The sequence below is a fragment of the Tunturiibacter empetritectus genome (genome assembly GCF_013410875.1).
GTDB classification, from domain to species: Bacteria; Acidobacteriota; Terriglobia; order Terriglobales; family Acidobacteriaceae; genus Edaphobacter; species Edaphobacter empetritectus.
In genome coordinates, this window is sequence record NZ_JACCCU010000002.1 from 422,722 (window position 1) to 439,983 (window position 17,262).

Here is a 17,262-nt window from a genome sequence, read left to right on the forward strand (position 1 = left end):
CAGAAGTTGTAAGATTGCGGCTCCTCAACCCATCGAGAAGTTTTCGCCCAGATAGATCCGCCGCACCTCAGGGTCGCGCCCCAGTTCTCCTGGCGTTCCTGCCTTAAAGATTTTCCCTTCGGCGATGATGTAAGCCCTGTCCGTCACGGACAAAGTCTCTCTCACATTGTGGTCCGTAATCAGCACCCCAATCCCACTCTTCTTCAATCCGAAGATGATCTCCTGCAAGTCCAACACCGCAATCGGATCGATACCTGAAAACGGCTCATCCAGCAAAATGAACGCCGGCTCGATCGCAAGACACCGCGCAATCTCCACCCTCCTGCGCTCTCCCCCGCTCAAGGCATAGCCCCGCGTCTTGCGCACATGTCCCAGATTCAGCTGCTCAATCAGCTTCTCCGTGCGCGTCCGCCGGCTCTCCCAGCTCAACTGCTGCGCCTCCAGCACCGCCAGAATATTGTCCTGCACCGTCAGCTTGCGAAACACCGAAGGCTCCTGCGGCAGATAACTAATCCCATAGTTCCTCGCCCGCAGATACATCGGCAGCCGGCTGATGTCGTGCCCATCCGCAAGCACGCGCCCCGAATCCGGACGCACCAGCCCAACGATCATGTAAAAACTCGTCGTCTTGCCCGCGCCGTTCGGGCCAAGCAGACCAACTACCTCGCCCTGTTCGATCTCGAGGCTGACCCCCTTCACCACTTGGCGGCCGCCGTACGACTTGCCGATCTCCTCCGTCGATAAGGTCTTCATTCCTTGTTCTTCACCCGCGTCTCCGTGCGCACCCGTTGCCCCGCGCTACTCTCTCCTTCATTAGAAACCACGACGTTCTCATCCCCGCTGTGGAATCGCAAAGACGTACCTGTCACGGTCCCCCGCTGATCGTCCACAACCTTCGGCAACGCAGCCGGTGTCCCGGTCAAAACAAACACGCCGTCGCTCGCCGTATACACAAGCTGCTCACCGCTCGCGCGCCGGCCAGGCTGCTGCATCTCAATACGGCCACTCGCAACAACTCTCTCCACACTCCCACCCATGAACCCACCACCCGCCGCACCATCAGCCTTCTTCACGCCATTAGCCGGAGCTGCCTGCAGATACACCACCGCCTGCTGTCCCCGCATACTTCCATCCGAGCTATCTACCTGAACCCCGCCCGTAAAATCCGCTTTGCGCGCCACATCCGAATAAACCAGATCCCGGCTGATCACCCGAATCACGCTGGTCTTACCGCCGCCCATCTGCTTACCGGTCTTGTTATCAGCCTTGGCTGAATCCGTCTTGACCCCAGTCCCGGCACTCACCAACACAGTATGCACTGCACTAGGCGCGCCCTGTCCCTCACCATGCGCCAGCAGCCTCTTCTGCTTCTGTTCAAACTCAATCACCGGAGCGTCTACCTGCGAAGCACCCTGCCACAACCGCGCCGGCTTGCCATTCGATCCCGCCCCATAAAACTTCGCCACCTGCGAATCATGCTTCATCTCCGCGCGCGATGCCAGCACATGCACCGGCTCCGCTTCACTCCCCACCTGGCTGAAACTCGCCTTCACCGAACCATCCGCCGAAGCATCTCCCGTCTGCTGCTCCGCCACTACTCGATCCGCCCACAACACGCTCGTCCCATTGCTCACCTGCACATTGCCCGTCAACGTCGTCCGTTCCAGTTCCCCGTCGTAAATAGCCTTTTCCGCCGTTACTCTCTCCTCTACCGGAGCCGCAGAATCTCCCGGTTTCTTCACCGGCAACTCTGTCATCACCACATGCCCTTGTTCAATCGCGTTTGTAACTTCATCAGCACTCTGCCCCTTCCCAGTAGCACTTGCCCTGCGCGACACTCCCGCGCTCCCAGGCCGAAAGTGCGCCACCAGAGAATCACCCGAACTCGTATCGACGACACCCTTCCCATTCACTCGACGCATCGACGTGTGCCCATCACCATGCACCTCCGCAAGATGGTCTGCACTCCCCACACGCACAAAGTGCGCCGTCAAGACATCCCCGGCCAACGCGCTACTGGTCGGCCCACCGCCCCCGCCATGGATGCCAGCCGGATTCATCACCTTCAACCGCGCGTCACCCGTAGCCTTCGCATCCCGCAACTCGGCCTTCCCATTGACGCCTGCAAATAACGCTAACTCTATCTGCCTCGCGTTCAACTCACGCTCACCCCATGCGTCACTGGACGCATCCGTCCGAACCCACTCGTTCAGATGCACCGCGCCTGTCATCACCACATGCTCCGGCCTGCCCGCCTTATCGAACGCCGCCTGTCCGTGCCCCGCCTCTCCCTTGGCCTGCCGCAGCGGTTCATCCACCGAATACTTCACCCCACCCGACATCACCGCCGACTGCGGCTGACTCTGCGCACTCAACGTCATCTCGCCTCGCGGAGCCATCACTATGCCGCCCGTTCCATCAGTGAGCGTCACCTCTCCCTCCGCCTCAATCCGCTCGACCGTTCCATCCGGCCGCAGATGCGCGACAACATCCCTCGCCTGCGCGGTCTGCCCTGCATCTCCTTTGCCACCCACCGCCATATACTTTGCCTGCGTCAACACAGCTCTTTCGTTCTGCCGGTCCAGTTCCGCCCGCGATGCCGTCAACACCACCGGTCTGTCGCGCTCCAGGCCATTCACCCTCACTGCCGAGTGCAACACCACCACTCCCGTATCCGAGTTGTAGTCCGCGCCGACCGCATGGCCCGTCAGCCCACCCGACTCGAACTCAATCTCATTGTCCGTCGCCGCCACACCCAGCTTCTGTAAAAAAACCAGCCCGCTGGTCGTTACATGGATCAGCCGTACATCCTTTTTCTCAGCCGCTTCCGAACCATGCAGATCCTTCCCTGGCGCATAGTCCATCTTCGCGTTCGCATCCGCCGTCTCCGGTGCCTGCAGATCGATATGCACCTCTCCCTCCGCTCGGATCACCTCGTTCTTCTGGTCATACTCAAACTCTTTCCCGTAGATCCTGTCGGCCCGATCCTCCTTACGCCCATACAGCACGATCCCCACATCGTGCAGCGTCACCTTGCCGTCCGCGCGTTCCACCGCCTTCGCCGCATGTATCGTATAGACCGTCCGACCTTGCACCGACTGAGAGTAGGTAAACCCGTTGGTCTCCCGTCGAACGTTCACCCCCAGCTTCTTCGGCAGATTCGTCAGAAACCGGTGCGCCCGGTAGTGGGCATATCCCAGAAAAGAGGCGATCACGATCACCAGCAGGCCTGCACCAGCCAGCAACCAGACCCGCAGCCGTTCTACCGAGACGTTCATTCATCTTCTATCTTCTCATCCCGACCAGTCCTGCCGGACGGGCCCACTGCGCGTGGGGCGGTCACTTCGTGACGCGTATACCGGTCTTGACAAGACGAGCAGCACAGGTCCTCCCGTTGGTCGGAATCATCTTCCTCCGACCAACGGGAGGACCACGCGAAGCTCTAAAAAGGCGTGCGAACGCCCGCACCAACCGGGGCCCCCACAAACAGGTCTTCGTTTGTGGGGTGGCCTAGCGCAGTGGGCCCGTCCGGCAGGACAAAGGTCTAAACTAAGCCAATGGCCGATCAGCTCTACCTCAGTCTCTGGTTCCCCAACTTCCGCTTCGACACCCTCCCCGCCACCATGGTCTCGGTCATGCGCCAGTTCGCGCTCATCAGTGGAGAAAAGCGCGTAGCGGCAGCCAGCGTCTATCCCATCAGCTTCACCGAAGCCCCCACCTACCAGCGCATCTACGTCAACGACGACCGCGCCGAAGAAAACCAGGACACCTCCGGCTCCATCATCGAAAACGCCGTAGCCGAAGCCACCGAGCAGCTCCACGACGACATGGCCTACGAGTTCGAGATGCGCTGGAAGCTCTGGTCCCCCGAAGTCGATCCCAACTACCCCAACCCAGACATCGATCCCGACTCCGACATCGACCCCGAGTACCAGTCCACCGCTCTCGATCCCCTCTGGAAGCTTCAGCTCTCCACCGTCCGTATACTCGGCTTCGGCCCCAAATTCGACGATGCCAGCTTTGACCAGAACGGCCACATCCGCGTCGACTTCGGACTCGATACCCCCTGGCTCGCCGAGACCCTCGAAGACGAACAGCTCGACGCAGCCGCCACCAAACACATTCAGCAAAACGTAGAGATGCTCTTGGCCTTCACCCTCTCGGTCGAAAAAAACTGTGGCATCAGCAGCCGTCTCCTCTGGACCGAGTCCGGGGAACCCCTCGCTCAGAAACTCATCGACCGCCTCCAGCGCGTCAACTAGCGCTCTCAGCCACAGCCGTCTCACCTTGACCCGCAGCCTTTGCAGCAGCCGCAGCAGCCCTCGCCTCTCTCCGCAATCGCGACTCCCTCATCGCCACCAGCATCAGCCCCGCAAAGGTTAGCGACAGCACCCCATAGGCCCGAGCACCATGCAGCTGCGGAGTATCTTCATACAACAGCGTCAGTCCGACGAACACAAAGAACACATGCGCGCAAAACACCTGCAGCGAAGCCTTTCCCAGCGTCAGAAACGGCTCAACCGAAATCAGCTTCACCAGAAACCGCCGCATCCAGTAACAGACGATTAGAAACGCCGCCAGATTCACCACCCGCATCGGCCCGATCTGCCACTTATCCAGCCCAATCCCCAGCGACTCCTGCGTCAACACAGGTCCCAACCAGTGATGCCGCACTCCAAGAAAGAAGAGGCAAACCGCGCCGCACCCCGCCACGACATATCCTGGAATCCGCTTCAGCGGCATCTCGCCCTCAGCGCTCTTGGCCCCCAGCCATAGCCCCGCAATCCAAACCCCCTGCCACGCAAACAAGTTGAACGCGCCCGTCTCCTGCAGAGGAATCTGCAGATGAGTCACCCGCACCGTCCAATCATGCATCAGCTCCCGTAGTCCAAACTGCGCCCAAACCCACAGCGCCGCGCTCCCCCCCAGCACCCATCTCCACCCATAACGCACACCCACCGCCAGCGCAATCGGCGTCAGAAACATGAAGATCACATACATCGGCAGAATATCCAGCAGCGGAGGGCAGTAGATCAGCAGCACTCCGCCCAGGATCGCCACCTTCGGATGAGCCAGGTAAAAGTTGATCAGGTTGTAGATCGCCGGCCGATGGGTCTTAGCCGCAAATAAAGCCGCAATCGTAAACGCGAATGCCAGCATCAGCAGGTGATACCCGTAGATCTTCAGCGTTCGTCGCCAAAGCCTCGCAATCACCCCAGACACATCCTCTAAAGCGTCTCGCAGATACACCGTGCCCACCAGCATCGCCGAAAGAAACACAAATCCCTCCGCCGACGACACAAATCCAACCGGCTGATTCACAAAGTCGCTGAAGTGCGTCGGCATGTGCGTGAACGTCATCCACACCAGGAACAGCCCCCGCAGCGCATCCAGCTCCGGCCTCCTCTGCGTCTTTGTACTACAGAGCGTCACTGGTAATCCCCTCGCTGGAAAAAGCGCATCTTCAGCATAGGCTACAAAGCCACCAGCAACGGAGTCGCGATTCGCTTCGTATGGACCAGCACTAAAACCCCTCTCGACTACTGAGAACAGACGTCCTGAACACGAGATCCGCTTCAGCCCTGCCGAAGATTCCAGACCGCCTTTTAGAGCCATCCGAAAGCACCAGCAAACGCAGAAAATAAAGACGAAGAGTCTTTACGAACTTCATCGAAATCCCTTATGCCTTCTTTACGAACGCAGTGCTGAAATATAGAAGTCGGCCGAAGCAACAACCGACAGGAGAGCTAGATGAACACGTTTCGTACCCGCAGACCGCTCCTGGTAAATGCCACCCAGTGCCTCCACCCCACCCTCATCCTCACCGACTCCGGCCAGCGCAAAGCCTATCCCGGCGACTGGATCATCGAAGGCGAAAACCGCGAGCGCTACATCGTCGACAACACCTTCTTCCAGCGCACCTTCGCCCCCATCGCATGGGAGTCCTCAAGCGAAGGCCGCCACTACGGCAGCTAACGGCGCTCCCGTCAGAAGTCCAAATTCCAACCCGAAATCACCAACCGGCCCCGGCCCACGATCCAAATGAGAAAAGCGCAGTGTCCTATGGCATTGTCCCCTGTACTGGAACCTCCGACCTCCCCGTTCCCCTTCCCACCAACCACCACCCTCCGCTGCGACCCCAAAACTATCTTTCTGCGAACCCGCAAAGCGCAGATACAAGACGCCCGCGCCATCCATCAACTGATCGACAGCTTCTCCCACGACGGCACCCTCCTTCCCCGCTCCTACGCTGAGATCTGCGCCAACATCCGCACCTTCACCATCGTCGAAACCCACACCCACCAGTTCCTCGGTTGTGCTGCCCTCCACATCTACGGCCCGCACCTCGCCGAGATTCGCTCAATCGTCGTTCGTCCTAACATCAAGGGCTGCGGAGCCGGCGGCCAGCTCGTCCACGAACTCCTGCGCCAGGCCAACGCCCGCGGCATCCAGTGCGTCTGCCTCTTCACCCGCATCCCCGGCTTCTTCGACCACTTCCACTTCGAAGTCGCCGACCGCCAAATCTTCCGTGAAAAAGTGTCGAAAGACTGCCAACACTGCGGGCGCCGCAACACCTGCGACGAGACCGCTATGGCTCTAGGCGAGCTTCCCGCCTCCCGAGATATGCCGGACAATGACCTCTTCCTGCCCCGGCTACACTCCGAGTTCGTGCAACTCCAGCTCTGAGCGCATCCCCAGGAAGTGTCATTCAAGGCACCACCCCTACGCGTTACCCTTGCCGTCAATAGTTTTCGTCATGCATGATGGCGAACAACGTAATGGCCTGCGAAGAAGGTCAACTCACAATGCCTTCTCCGCATCCCGCATCCAACATCGCTTCATAAGAAGCAGGGACAAAAGCAGTCGCTCCCCTGAACGCTTTGCCGGATGCCAGCGATCCTTCGCACAGGAAATCAAGATGAACTACATCGAATCGAAAGAAATAGCCCCAACCTTTCAATCCAACATTCGCGCTGAAGACGGTCAGCTCGACAGCAGCAGCTGGCGTGGCCTCCGCGAAGGTGTTCTCGTCCCGCTCGGCTCCCTCTTCGCGGTATTTCTCTTTATGCTCTGCGTCATGCTCCTCACGCACTAGCCCGCGATCACGATCTCCGAAAAATCCGCGATCCCGGAGAAATCCCCGAGCACCTTCTCGAGCAGCGCCAACCGGTTCGCCCGCACTGCCTCCTCGGGCGCCATCACCATCACCGCCTCGAAGAACGCATCCACCTGCGGCCGCAGCGTAGCAATCTCCTCCAACGCCGCCTTGTAGCTCTTCTCCGCCCGCAGCCCCTTCACCTTCGCCGCCAACTCCGCCGACTTCTCCGCCAGCGCCTTCTCCGCAGGCTCCTTCAGCAGCGAAGCATCCACACCGCCCGCCGCCGCAATCCCCTTTTCTCTGGCCTGCGTAAGAATGTTCTTCATCCGCTTGAAAGCCGAAGACACCGCAACAAAATCCCCCGACCCGCGAACAGCCGTAACCGCCTCCGCACGGACAACTACATCACGCAGTCCTTCTGGGCCGGGCAGCATCACGGCTTCAACTACGTCATAGGCATGTCCTCGCACCTCACGAAGATAGAACGCGATGCGTTCCTTGAAAAATTGCTCGAGTTTCGCTGTCTCGTCAAAAGATGCATTGCTTATTGCTAACAAATGATTGAGCGTCAAGGGAAGGCCCGACTCAGAAAGGATTCGCACAACGGCATTTCCAGAACGCCTTAATGCGAATGGATCTTTTGAACCTGTGGGTTCGAGTCCGTGAGAAAACATCCCAACAATTGTGTCCATTCGATCAGCAAGTCCTAACAAAGAACCTTCAAGCGAGCGAGGAATATTGTCTTTAGCGGAAGCTGGCTTGTACTGGTCATAGATCGCATCTCCCACCACTGTAGGAAACTTCTGAGCCCGCGCATATAGACCGCCCACCACGCCCTGCAGTTCCGTAAACTCCTTGACGAGTTCGGCTGTCAGGTCCGTCTTCGCTAGCAACGCCGCAGTATCAAGAGCTAGAGTGTCCACCGCAACTCCACGCGCAGCAGCCAATCCAGCTAGCTCGGACACTAACTTGCGCACCCGCTCCGTCTTAGCCGCATAGCTCCCCAGATCCTTCTGGAACGTCACATTCTCCAGCAGCTTTACCCGCTCCACCAGAGGCACTCGCTGGTCGAACTCCCAAAAGAACCGTGCATCATTGAACCGCGCCCTCAGCACCCGCTCGTTGCCATGCCGAATCACCGCAACCCCAGCCTCATCGGCCTCAGTGTTCAGCACCGCCAGAAAATGCGGAGCAAGCTTCCCGTCCCGATCCTCCACCGCAAAGTAGTTCTGGTGATCCCGCATCACCGTCACCAGAACCTCCTCCGGCAGCGCCAGGTACTCCTTCTCAAACCTACCCAGCAACACCGAAGGCCACTCAGTCAGGTGCGTCAGCTTATCGACCAACTCATGGTCCTCACGCCACCGCAGCCCTGCCCCCTCAGGATCACCAGCCCGAGTCACCTTATCCAAAGCCTTCCGAATCCTCTGCCGCCTCACCTCAGCATCCGCAATCACAAAGCCGCCCAGCAACGCGTCCTCATAATCACCAGGTGCCTTCAGCGAAATCTCTTGTTCTCCAAACAGCACCCGATGCCCATACGTAACACTTCCAGCTACATATCCGCCAAATTCCACCGGCACAATCTTCTCGCCCAGCATAGCCACCATCCACCGCACCGGCCGCACAAACCGCTCCGGCCGCCCCGCACGCCAATACATATTCTTCGCCCAGTAGATCCCTGCCAGCTCCTTCGGCATCTCCGCAGCAATCACCTCCGCCGCACTCCGCCCCGCTTTCACCGCAGTCGCCGCAAGATACTCTCCCTTGGCGTTCGTAATCGTCTTCAGCGCCGCGACCTCCACCCCAGCCTTCTTCGCAAACGCCACCGCTGCAGGAGTCGCCACCCCATCCTTATAAGCCACCTTCACCGATGGCCCCACCAGCTCTTCAGCCACATCCTCCTGCTGCTCCGCAACGCCTTCCACCCACACCGCCAGCCGTCGCGGCGTAGCAAAGCTCTTAGCCATCGCACCTGACCGCACCAGCCGCTCACGCTCCAGCATCTTCACCACGCGCTGCTCCAACTCCGCCTGCGCTCCCGCAATCATCCGCGCCGGAACCTCTTCCAACCCAATCTCAAACAAAAAATCAGCCATCGTCCTCAACTCAAATCCCGCCACATAAGGCGCATCTCGTATCTGAATCACTCTCTCAACCAACCCAAACGCTCGGGTGCCCCATCCTTTGCAGTCTCATCGCAAAGGGTGGGATCGCAAACTGCTCAACCCGCCACAGCTTCCTCTTTTACCAGAGCCGCCAACGCCTCACCCTGCGCCGCATAAGCCTTCGCCACTCCCACCACCAGCGTCCGAATCCGCGCCATCACGCCGACGCGCTCTGTCACCGAGATCGCCCCGCGAGCATCCAACAGATTGAACAGATGCGAACACTTCAACGCCAGCTCATAAGACCCCAAAACCGGAAACCGCTTCAGCGTTAGCTCATCCATCTTCGCGAAGTCCTTGAAGTCGTCACGAAATCCAGCCTTCTCCAAAAGCCCCTTGCACTCCGCCTCATACAACTCCAGGTGCTTCCACAATGAAGCCACATCCGCATAATCGAAGCTGTAAGCCGAAAACTGCTCCTCCTCGGCCAGCCGCATCTCCCCATACGTCACTTCGCGGCCAGTATCGGGCTCTACCGCCCACACAATGTCGTAGATCGAATCCACATCCTGCAAAAATCCCGCGATCCGCTCCAGCCCATACGTAATCTCTCCGCAGATCGGATCGAGATCCATCCCGCCGCACTGCTGAAAGTAAGTGAACTGCGTAATCTCCAACCCATCCAGCATCACCTGCCAGCCCACGCCCCACGCGCCGCCCACCGGCCACTCCCAGTTATCCTCTTCGAACTTGATGTCGTGTTCCTTCAGGTCGATGCCAATCGCCACCAGCGACGCGAGATACATCTCCTGAATCCGCACCGGTGGCGGCTTCAGAATCACCTGCAGCTGCGTATGCCGAAACAGCCGATTCGGATTCTCCCCATACCGCCCATCGGCTGGTCTACGGGAGGGCTGCGCATAAGCGATCCGCACCGGCTTCGGCCCCAGCACCCGCAGAAACGTATCCGGCGACATCGTCCCCGCGCCCACCTCAACATCGTAAGGCTGCTGCAACACGCAACCCCTATCCGCCCAGAACCGCTGCAGCGTAAACAACAGCTCCTGAAACGTAAGCGCGCGCTTCTTTCCAGCTCTCTCAGTCATGCATCTCTCTTCAAAAAACGGTAATCCTACGATTCTAAATGCAATCGGCCACTTCCCGACCGCACCATCAGCCATAACGCAAACGTCTTCCCCAGTAGCAACCCAGGCAACTTCCCTCGCCTGATTCATGCCTGCGCCAACATTTCCCTCTATGATGTCCGGGAGTCTTTACAACCCAATTCCAACCATCGGCGCCACCATCTACAAAAAGCCGGGTTCATACAACCGAGTATCGAGGCAACAACCATGAAAACCCCACTCACTCGTACGACCATCAGGGGCTTCTATAAAAAGAGCATCTTCGCCTCCTTTGTCCTCACTCTCCTCACCACCCTCCCCCTGCACGCTCAGAGCTACTCGCAGGACGCAGACCCGCCCGAGCGCGTCGCCCGCCTCAGCATCCTTCAAGGCAATGTCTCTCTCCAGCCCGCCGGCGTCGATCAGTTCAGTCAGGCCGAGCCAAACTATCCCTCACCAACGGCGATCGCGTCTACGTCGACAACTCCAGCTTCGCCGAACTCCAAAGCGACGCCCTCGCCATCCGCATGGGCCTCGGTGCCGACCTCACCCTCACCAGCATGACCGACCAGGTCGCCCAGCTCGGCCTCGCCCAGGGCTCCATCCATATCCGAAGCTGGAACCTTCAGAACGGCGCCACCATCGAAATCGACACCCCTAACGGCACCATCACCATCCTCCAGCCCGGCGACGTCCGCATCGATAGCTACCCTCAGGACGACACCACCGTCGTCACCGTCAACTCCGGACAGGCCGAAGCCACCGGCCCCGATCTCTCTCAGGCCATCAACCCTGGACAGGCACTCCGCCTCACCGGCTCCAACCCCATCTACGTCGAATACGTTGAACTCGCACCAGGCGACAACCTCGACCGCTTCGATCAGGATCGCGACCGCCGCCAGATGGCCGACCGCGCCGCCCAGCAGCAGTACGTCAACCCCGACATGATCGGATACAGCGACCTCCAGGAGTACGGCGAGTGGTCCTCCCAATCCGACTACGGTCAGGTCTGGTATCCCCGCAACGTCGACGCGGGATGGACCCCATACCACAATGGCCACTGGGCTTGGATCGCCCCCTGGGGCTGGACCTGGGTTGAAGCCGAGCCCTGGGGATTCGCGCCCTTCCACTACGGCCGCTGGGCCAGCTTCAACGGACGCTGGGGATGGATTCCCGGACCCACCATCGTCCGCCCCGTCTACTCTCCCGCCCTCGTAGCCTTCGTCGGCGGCCCCAGCTTCTCCATCAGCGCCGGCTTCGGTGCAGGCAATGGAGCAGGCCTCACCGCATGGTTCCCCCTCGGCCCGCGCGAGACCTACGTTCCCTGGTATCACGCCAGCCCCGGCTACGTGAACCGCGTCAATGTAACTAACATCTACAACCGCAACGTCACCGAGGTCCGCAACGTCTACAACAACCGGACCACTAACATCTACGTCAACAACACCACCGTCAACAACACCACCATCAACAACGTTACCTACGTCAATCGCGCCGTCGCCACCACCGTCGTTCCCCAGCGCTCCTTCGCTGCCGGACGCCCGGTAGCCTCAGCAGCCGTTCACGTCGACCAGAAGCAGCTCGCCCAGGCTCAGGTCATGCCTCATCCCATGATCACGCCCACTCGTGCCATCGTAGCCCCGGCACCCGCCCGAGCCGTCCCCGTCAACGTCGCACGGCCCGTCCTCCAAACCCACGCCGGCCTCGCGCAGGCTGTACCCGGAGCGCAGGCGCACCCCGTCCCCGTCCGTCCTCTTAGCCCGCAACAACAGCAGGCAGTCAAAGTCCAGCCTCTGCCCAACGGCCAGCGGCCAATCCAGCAGCCCGCGCCTACCCCCGTCCAGCGACAACCTATCCAGCAGGCCGCAACCCAACCCGTTTCACGACAGGCACCCATAGAACGAGCCACCCCAACTCCAAACCCATCCGCGCACCCCGTTCCAACGCAACCGGTACAACCCACGCAACCAGCAACCCAGTTCAACCAGCCACACCCACAACCAACAGCCCCCGTCAACCAGGCAAGGCCCGAACCTCCTGCCCAACCGGTACAGCCGCCAACCCAGTTCAACCAGCCACGGCCTCAACCGACAGCTCCGGTCAATCAGCTAAGGCCACAACCGGAAGCGCCTATCAATCAACAGAGGCCGCAGCAGCCAGCGCCCATCAATCAACAGAGGCCGCAGCAGCCAGCGCCCATCAATCAACAGAGACCGCAGTCAGCGCCCATCAACCAGCAGAGGCCCGAGCCTCCCGTACAGGCAGCACAACCCAAGCCGCAACCACGCCCCGTGGATCAATCGCGTCCTCTCATCAATCGGAGCGAGCCTCCACCCGCGCAACCGACCTTCGTCCAGCAGCGGCAAGCCATTCAGAAGACCGATCCCGGTCGCCCTCTTGGCCCGCAGCAGGTCGACAACCTCCGCAACGGACGCCCAGCCGGACCACACGAGCAGCCTGAGCCAATCGCCCATCCAGCCGCCCGCGCTCCTCAACCTCCTCAACCCAAAAACGAGTCAAAGCAGCCGCCTCCCAGATAAGGACAAGATAATGTCTAAATAACCGCTGCCATCCCTCAAATCCAATCCCGCACTCCTTGAAAAGAGTGCGGGATTTTTTCGCGTCTCTTCACCCGGAAAAACCCCTACTGCGGCGGCGTCAAAATATGACGCGTCCCCTCTTCCGGAGCCGAGGTGCTATCCGGGCGCACCGTCGTCGGATCACTCAGCACCTTTGCATCCTGCAGCGGAACCGCAATCCCCGTCGACCGGATAAACGCCTTGCTCTTATCGATAGTCACCATAAGCTGGTGCTGTCCTCGGGTCGAGTTGTACGGCCGTGGAAACTCGACAATATAGCGCCCGCGAACCATCGCCACAAACTCTGTCAGGCGCTTATCCAACGTGTCCCTGTTGGCCGCAAACACAAGTCCACCGCTAAGTTCACACACCGAATGGAAAGCATCTTCCGAGTTCAAACTCTGCGAAAACCCCGGGGCATTCAAACCCTGCAAAAACCCCGGCTCATTCGGCACGTAAGTCATCCCGAAGATCGCGACAGCCGTCGCCTGCGCAAACGTCCGAACCTCATTCCATCGATTGGAGCTACCCTTGTCATTCCCATCCGTCACCGCCAGAATCACGCGACGACCACGCTGATCCGCCAACCTGTTCGTGATATACGCCAGAGCATCCCACAGATGCATCGTTTGCTGGCATGCCGTCCCATGTCTATTCCGCATTCGATCCTTCCATGGCTGAAGAGACCTTGAAACCGCATCCTTTAACAGCTCCGGTGAAACCACAACGTTCTCCGCAGAGCGTCTCAATTTACAGTCCAACGCATACACCGAAACACGATCCTCCGGTCGCAAAGACAGCGAGGCCAGTTTTGCAATCGCACCGTCTACCTTCGGCATCAGCACCTCTTGAGGCCCGCTCACATCCAACAGAATCGCAAGCGAGATCGGATCATCGCCCTCCAGCCGAACATGCGAGGCGCGAAACGGCGGCCCTCCATCAACGCTCACCTGAAACCGGTTCGGCGCAATCGGCGCCGTCTTCTTCCGATCCTCCCCCAGCACCAGCACCGGGATCTGGATCGTATTTGCATAAACATGCAGCGTCGTAACATCCGCATCCTGCGCCCGCGCCATCACGCCCCGCCACGCTGCCATCCCCAGCACCACCGCAAAAGTCCCCACCCAGACCGCCGCAACCCGGCCCACCGCACCCAAACCAGACTCGAACCTAAGCTCAAACCCAGACGCGAAACCGCTGCTCTTCGCCATCGCAGCAGTATGCCAGAATTCAGCTACCACCAGCATCTACCCTTCCGTAGAGCCCCGCCTCTTCACCGCATCTCTCTCAAATGCAACCCGCGCCCGCTCAATCTCCTCCCCATGCGTCTCCGCCCAGACCCACACCCCGCAAAACGCCTCGCTCAGACTCGAACCCAGCGCCGTCAACTCATACTCCACACGCGGCGGAATCACCGGATGCACCGTCCGCCTCACCAGCCCATCCCGCTCCATCTGCCGCACCGTCTTGGTCAGCATCTTCTGGCTCACGCCCCCCACCCGCTCCCCCAGCCGGGTAAACCGTACAACACCATGCTCCTCCAGCACCTCTAACACCAGCATGGTCCACTTATCCGCCACCCGCGCAATAATCTCCCGCACCAGCGCCTCGACCTTCGGATCGTTCTCCACCACATCCCTCGGCCTTCCCGTCGCGACAAGCTTCTTCGCAGCTGTCTCAGACACATGCTTAGCCACCTTCTTCCCCGCGGTCCGAGCCACAATGCCTTTTTTGCCCATAAATTCATCACTCTCTTTCAGGTAAGTATAGATTTTTCAGGTGCCTACTTTCCGAGATATACAAACAATCCTACTATCAACTTAGGAGAAATCACCACCATGATCACCACTGGAAATACCATCCTCATCACCGGCGGCGGCTCCGGTATCGGCCGCGGTCTCGCAGAGGCCTTCCACAAACTCGGCAACCACGTCATCATCGCCGGCCGCCGCAAGCAAGTCCTCGACGAGACCGTCGCCGCCAACCCCGGCATCTCCTCCGCCGTCCTCGACATCGAAGACGCCACCAGCATCCGCGCCTTCGCCGCCAAACTCACCACCGACTTTCCCAAACTCAACGCCGTCATTCACAACGCCGGCATCTCGCGCACCGAAAACCTCCTCGACCAACCAGAAGATCTCGCCGACGCCGAGGCCATCCTCACCACCAACCTCCTCGGCCCCATCCGCCTCAATGCCGCTCTGCTGCCTCACCTGCAGAAGCAGCCCCACGCCGCCGTCCTCACCGTCACCTCCGGCCTCGCCTTCATCCCCCTCGCAATGGCTCCTACCTACAACGCCACGAAGGCTGCCATCCACTCCTACACCCAGTCCCTGCGCTATCAACTCAAAGCCACCAACATTCAAGTCATCGAGATCATCCCACCCTACGTTCAGACCGAACTCTCAGGCGCCCATCAAGCCTCAGACCCCCGCGCCATGCCCCTCGCCGACTACATCAACGAGACCATCGAGATCCTCAAAACCCAGCCCGACGCCACCGAGATCCTCGTCGAACGAGTCAAACCCCTCCGCTTCGCCGAACAAAACGGCCCGGAAAAATACACCGCCTTCTTCACCCAGTTCAACGACGCCATGTCCGCCGGACCCCAGTAAGAGAGCAGTCACCCGATGGTTTCGCAGCATCATCATGTGAAAGAGAAGCGGACTACTCCCCAATCAGGTGCAACACAATCTCCCGTCTATGAGGGCGGACTCGATGCTCAAAAAGGTAGATACCCTGCCAGGTTCCCAGCGCCAGCCCGCCCTTTATCACCGGTATCGAGAGCTGCACCTGAGTTAGTGCCGTCTTCAGATGCGCAGGCATATCGTCTGACCCTTCGGAGTGATGCCTATACGGCCCACCCTCAGGCGCAAGTCGATCGAAGTAAGCTTCGATATCGCTGCGAACAGTAGGATCAGCATTCTCCTGGATCAAAAGCGAGGCTGACGTATGTTTGCAGAAGATGGTCAGAAGGCCAGTCTGCATTCTCTGCTGCCTTACCCATTCCCCAATAGCCGACGTAACCTCATAAAGCCTTTGCCCACGCGTCAAAATTTCAAGATGATGCACTGATTGCTTCAATATTTCTCGCCTATTGTTGTCGCCAGAAAGTGTCCAGGTTATACGAAAGATTAGATGCTGGGCATTCGCCGCGCGCAGCTAACGATAACCTCGCACCCAATCAGAGAACCGGAAACCGCATCATGACAAACCCAACAACATATCCCAGCAGTGCCACCGCTCCACCAAGCCGCAGGCTCGTCCGCCAGTCCAACTGCTTCCCCAGCGCAGTCAGCGAATAAACACTTACCGGCCCCAGAGTGCATAGCAGCACCGCCACATACGGCGTCGGCACACACGCACGATACAGCACATACGCCAACGCCACATCGAGCGCCATCGGAACCGGCAACAACGTACCTAGAATCGCCACCAGCACAACCCCGCCCACCGAAACCGGAACATGCGTCCCATACACTGGAATCAACTCAGCAGCCAGCGCCCCAAACAATGCAGCCAGTAGCATCCACGGCAAAGTCAGCACAGTCAGTCGCAGCAAATTCCGCAAGTACGTTCGGCAAAGCGCAACCAACCGAGAACCCAGTCCCTCCGCCTCCAACGAAACACCAAGACTCCGCACCACCACTTCGTTCTCCCGAACCAGCAGCGGCAGACCAATCAGCAACAACGCCGGCACCAGCACACGTATCGCCGCCAGCGGCAGCGGAAACAAGACAAACGCCATCGCCACCACAACAGGATTGAAGCTCGGCGAACTGATCAATGCAGCTACGGTCAGGCGAGTACTGGCCCCACTCGCCAGCAAGCTCTGCGCCACCGGCGTCGCGCAGTTCGTACACACTCCCATCGGAGCGCCGGCCACCGCGCCACACAACACATTCCCCGCAGCCGAAGAAAATCGTCTAGGCGCTTCAACCCCCGCCAGCAGCGTCATCATTGCAGCGCCAAACGGCAGCGCAAAGTACATCCCAAACCGATTCGTATAGAGCCAGTTCACGCTCGTCCGCAGAACCCTGGTCGGCGCCGGCATCGTCGGCGTCACCTTCAACAGCGTATCGAACGAGATCGGTCCCGCCACCTTGATCGCCGTTCCCGCATGCAGCTTCTTCAACAACGCAGGATAACGCTGCTGACTCCAGAACGTCAGCAATACGCCAACAGCAATCAACGCAGCCAGCGACACCTCAAGCGAACGGCGAGACGAAGTCGAAACCGAAACCCTTGTTGTGCTCATAAGAAGGGCAAGTCTACCCAACGCCGCCCGCCGTTGAACATCCACCATAAGGTTGACTAGCCGGCCTCTGCTACATCTTGATCTCCGAGACCTT

16 protein-coding genes are annotated in these 17,262 nt (G+C 59.4%); 7 read left to right on the plus strand and 9 right to left on the minus strand.

The features are described from left to right. Nucleotides 1–24: 24 nt before the first annotated feature. Nucleotides 25–753 (minus strand): LPS export ABC transporter ATP-binding protein, encoded by a 729-nt coding sequence (gene lptB / locus HDF08_RS14000; RefSeq protein WP_179639273.1) that lies wholly within the window; start codon nucleotides 751–753, stop codon nucleotides 25–27. Next, nucleotides 750–3,278 carry an LptA/OstA family protein gene (locus HDF08_RS14005; RefSeq protein ID WP_179639274.1) on the minus strand — a complete coding sequence of 843 codons (2,529 nt, stop codon included), beginning with the start codon at nucleotides 3,276–3,278 and terminating at the stop codon, nucleotides 750–752. Before HDF08_RS14005 ends, lptB begins: the two co-directional genes overlap by 4 nt. A 279-nt stretch (nucleotides 3,279–3,557) precedes the next feature. Between HDF08_RS14005 and HDF08_RS14010 the strand changes: the two genes are divergently transcribed. After that, nucleotides 3,558–4,262, plus strand: coding sequence for a hypothetical protein (locus tag HDF08_RS14010; protein ID WP_179639275.1), 705 nt, complete (start codon nucleotides 3,558–3,560; stop codon nucleotides 4,260–4,262). On the opposite strand, the gene opgC is transcribed toward HDF08_RS14010, so the two are convergent. Continuing rightward, nucleotides 4,255–5,433 carry an OpgC domain-containing protein gene (gene opgC / locus HDF08_RS14015; protein ID WP_179639276.1) on the minus strand — a complete coding sequence of 393 codons (1,179 nt, stop codon included), beginning with the start codon at nucleotides 5,431–5,433 and terminating at the stop codon, nucleotides 4,255–4,257. The two genes, HDF08_RS14010 and opgC, sit on opposite strands and share 8 nt — an antisense overlap. Before the next feature lie 318 nt (nucleotides 5,434–5,751). Here opgC and HDF08_RS14020 point away from each other — a divergent pair, with 318 nt between their 5' ends. The 3 genes from HDF08_RS14020 (at nucleotide 5,752) to HDF08_RS14030 (ending at nucleotide 7,096) form a co-directional block, all read left to right on the plus strand. Beyond that, nucleotides 5,752–5,976: a hypothetical protein gene (locus HDF08_RS14020; protein WP_179639277.1), complete on the plus strand. Its 225-nt coding sequence runs from the start codon at nucleotides 5,752–5,754 to the stop codon at nucleotides 5,974–5,976. 87 nt (nucleotides 5,977–6,063) lie between these two features. Further along, nucleotides 6,064–6,687, plus strand: coding sequence for a GNAT family N-acetyltransferase (locus tag HDF08_RS14025; protein ID WP_179639278.1), 624 nt, complete (start codon nucleotides 6,064–6,066; stop codon nucleotides 6,685–6,687). Between the two features lie 232 nt (nucleotides 6,688–6,919). Further along, on the plus strand, nucleotides 6,920–7,096 hold the full coding sequence (locus HDF08_RS14030; RefSeq protein WP_179639279.1) for a hypothetical protein: 177 nt from the start codon (nucleotides 6,920–6,922) through the stop codon (nucleotides 7,094–7,096). Here HDF08_RS14030 and glyS read toward each other — a convergent pair. Together glyS and HDF08_RS14040 are read right to left on the minus strand one after the other, a co-directional pair. Further along, nucleotides 7,093–9,198, minus strand: a complete 2,106-nt coding sequence (gene glyS, locus HDF08_RS14035) for a glycine--tRNA ligase subunit beta (RefSeq protein WP_179639952.1) — start codon at nucleotides 9,196–9,198, stop codon at nucleotides 7,093–7,095. The genes HDF08_RS14030 and glyS overlap by 4 nt on opposite strands. A 125-nt stretch (nucleotides 9,199–9,323) precedes the next feature. After that, nucleotides 9,324–10,313: a glycine--tRNA ligase subunit alpha gene (locus tag HDF08_RS14040; RefSeq protein ID WP_179639280.1), complete on the minus strand. Its 990-nt coding sequence runs from the start codon at nucleotides 10,311–10,313 to the stop codon at nucleotides 9,324–9,326. 246 nt (nucleotides 10,314–10,559) lie between these two features. On the opposite strand from HDF08_RS14040, the gene HDF08_RS14045 reads away from it, so the two are divergent. Further along, nucleotides 10,560–10,895: a hypothetical protein gene (locus HDF08_RS14045; RefSeq protein WP_179639281.1), complete on the plus strand. Its 336-nt coding sequence runs from the start codon at nucleotides 10,560–10,562 to the stop codon at nucleotides 10,893–10,895. Beyond that, nucleotides 10,859–12,871: a DUF6600 domain-containing protein gene (locus tag HDF08_RS14050; protein ID WP_179639282.1), complete on the plus strand. Its 2,013-nt coding sequence runs from the start codon at nucleotides 10,859–10,861 to the stop codon at nucleotides 12,869–12,871. Before HDF08_RS14045 ends, HDF08_RS14050 begins: the two co-directional genes overlap by 37 nt. 104 nt (nucleotides 12,872–12,975) lie before the next feature. Here HDF08_RS14050 and HDF08_RS14055 read toward each other — a convergent pair whose 3' ends face one another. Next, entirely contained in the window at nucleotides 12,976–14,157 is a 1,182-nt protein-coding gene (locus HDF08_RS14055) for a vWA domain-containing protein (protein ID WP_257031131.1), read from the minus strand. Beyond that, complete coding sequence (locus tag HDF08_RS14060) at nucleotides 14,158–14,649, minus strand: winged helix-turn-helix transcriptional regulator (protein WP_179639283.1); 492 nt, start codon at nucleotides 14,647–14,649, stop codon at nucleotides 14,158–14,160. Nucleotides 14,650–14,748: 99 nt separating this feature from the next. Between HDF08_RS14060 and HDF08_RS14065 the strand changes: the two genes are divergently transcribed. After that, nucleotides 14,749–15,525, plus strand: a complete 777-nt coding sequence (locus HDF08_RS14065; RefSeq protein ID WP_179639284.1) for an SDR family oxidoreductase — start codon at nucleotides 14,749–14,751, stop codon at nucleotides 15,523–15,525. A 52-nt stretch (nucleotides 15,526–15,577) separates the two neighbouring features. Here the strand turns inward: HDF08_RS14065 and HDF08_RS14070 are convergent, their stop codons facing one another. Continuing rightward, nucleotides 15,578–15,982 carry a secondary thiamine-phosphate synthase enzyme YjbQ gene (locus HDF08_RS14070; protein WP_353069460.1) on the minus strand — a complete coding sequence of 135 codons (405 nt, stop codon included), beginning with the start codon at nucleotides 15,980–15,982 and terminating at the stop codon, nucleotides 15,578–15,580. Nucleotides 15,983–16,094: 112 nt separating this feature from the next. After that, nucleotides 16,095–17,168, minus strand: coding sequence for a hypothetical protein (locus tag HDF08_RS14075; RefSeq protein ID WP_179639286.1), 1,074 nt, complete (start codon nucleotides 17,166–17,168; stop codon nucleotides 16,095–16,097). Between the last annotated feature and the right edge of the window lie 94 nt (nucleotides 17,169–17,262).

Coding starts and splice junctions, on each gene's coding strand:
- glyS (WP_179639952.1), bottom strand. CDS start 9,198: ATGGCTGATTTTTTGTTTGAGATTGGGTTGGAAGAGGTTCCGGCGCGG.
- HDF08_RS14040 (WP_179639280.1), bottom strand. CDS start 10,313: ATGACTGAGAGAGCTGGAAAGAAGCGCGCGCTTACGTTTCAGGAGCTG.
- HDF08_RS14020 (WP_179639277.1), top strand. CDS start 5,752: ATGAACACGTTTCGTACCCGCAGACCGCTCCTGGTAAATGCCACCCAG.
- HDF08_RS14065 (WP_179639284.1), top strand. CDS start 14,749: ATGATCACCACTGGAAATACCATCCTCATCACCGGCGGCGGCTCCGGT.
- HDF08_RS14075 (WP_179639286.1), bottom strand. CDS start 17,168: ATGAGCACAACAAGGGTTTCGGTTTCGACTTCGTCTCGCCGTTCGCTT.
- HDF08_RS14005 (WP_179639274.1), bottom strand. CDS start 3,278: ATGAACGTCTCGGTAGAACGGCTGCGGGTCTGGTTGCTGGCTGGTGCA.
- HDF08_RS14030 (WP_179639279.1), top strand. CDS start 6,920: ATGAACTACATCGAATCGAAAGAAATAGCCCCAACCTTTCAATCCAAC.
- HDF08_RS14025 (WP_179639278.1), top strand. CDS start 6,064: ATGGCATTGTCCCCTGTACTGGAACCTCCGACCTCCCCGTTCCCCTTC.
- HDF08_RS14050 (WP_179639282.1), top strand. CDS start 10,859: ATGGGCCTCGGTGCCGACCTCACCCTCACCAGCATGACCGACCAGGTC.
- HDF08_RS14045 (WP_179639281.1), top strand. CDS start 10,560: ATGAAAACCCCACTCACTCGTACGACCATCAGGGGCTTCTATAAAAAG.
- HDF08_RS14055 (WP_257031131.1), bottom strand. CDS start 14,157: ATGCTGGTGGTAGCTGAATTCTGGCATACTGCTGCGATGGCGAAGAGC.
- HDF08_RS14060 (WP_179639283.1), bottom strand. CDS start 14,649: ATGGGCAAAAAAGGCATTGTGGCTCGGACCGCGGGGAAGAAGGTGGCT.
- HDF08_RS14010 (WP_179639275.1), top strand. CDS start 3,558: ATGGCCGATCAGCTCTACCTCAGTCTCTGGTTCCCCAACTTCCGCTTC.
- lptB (WP_179639273.1), bottom strand. CDS start 753: ATGAAGACCTTATCGACGGAGGAGATCGGCAAGTCGTACGGCGGCCGC.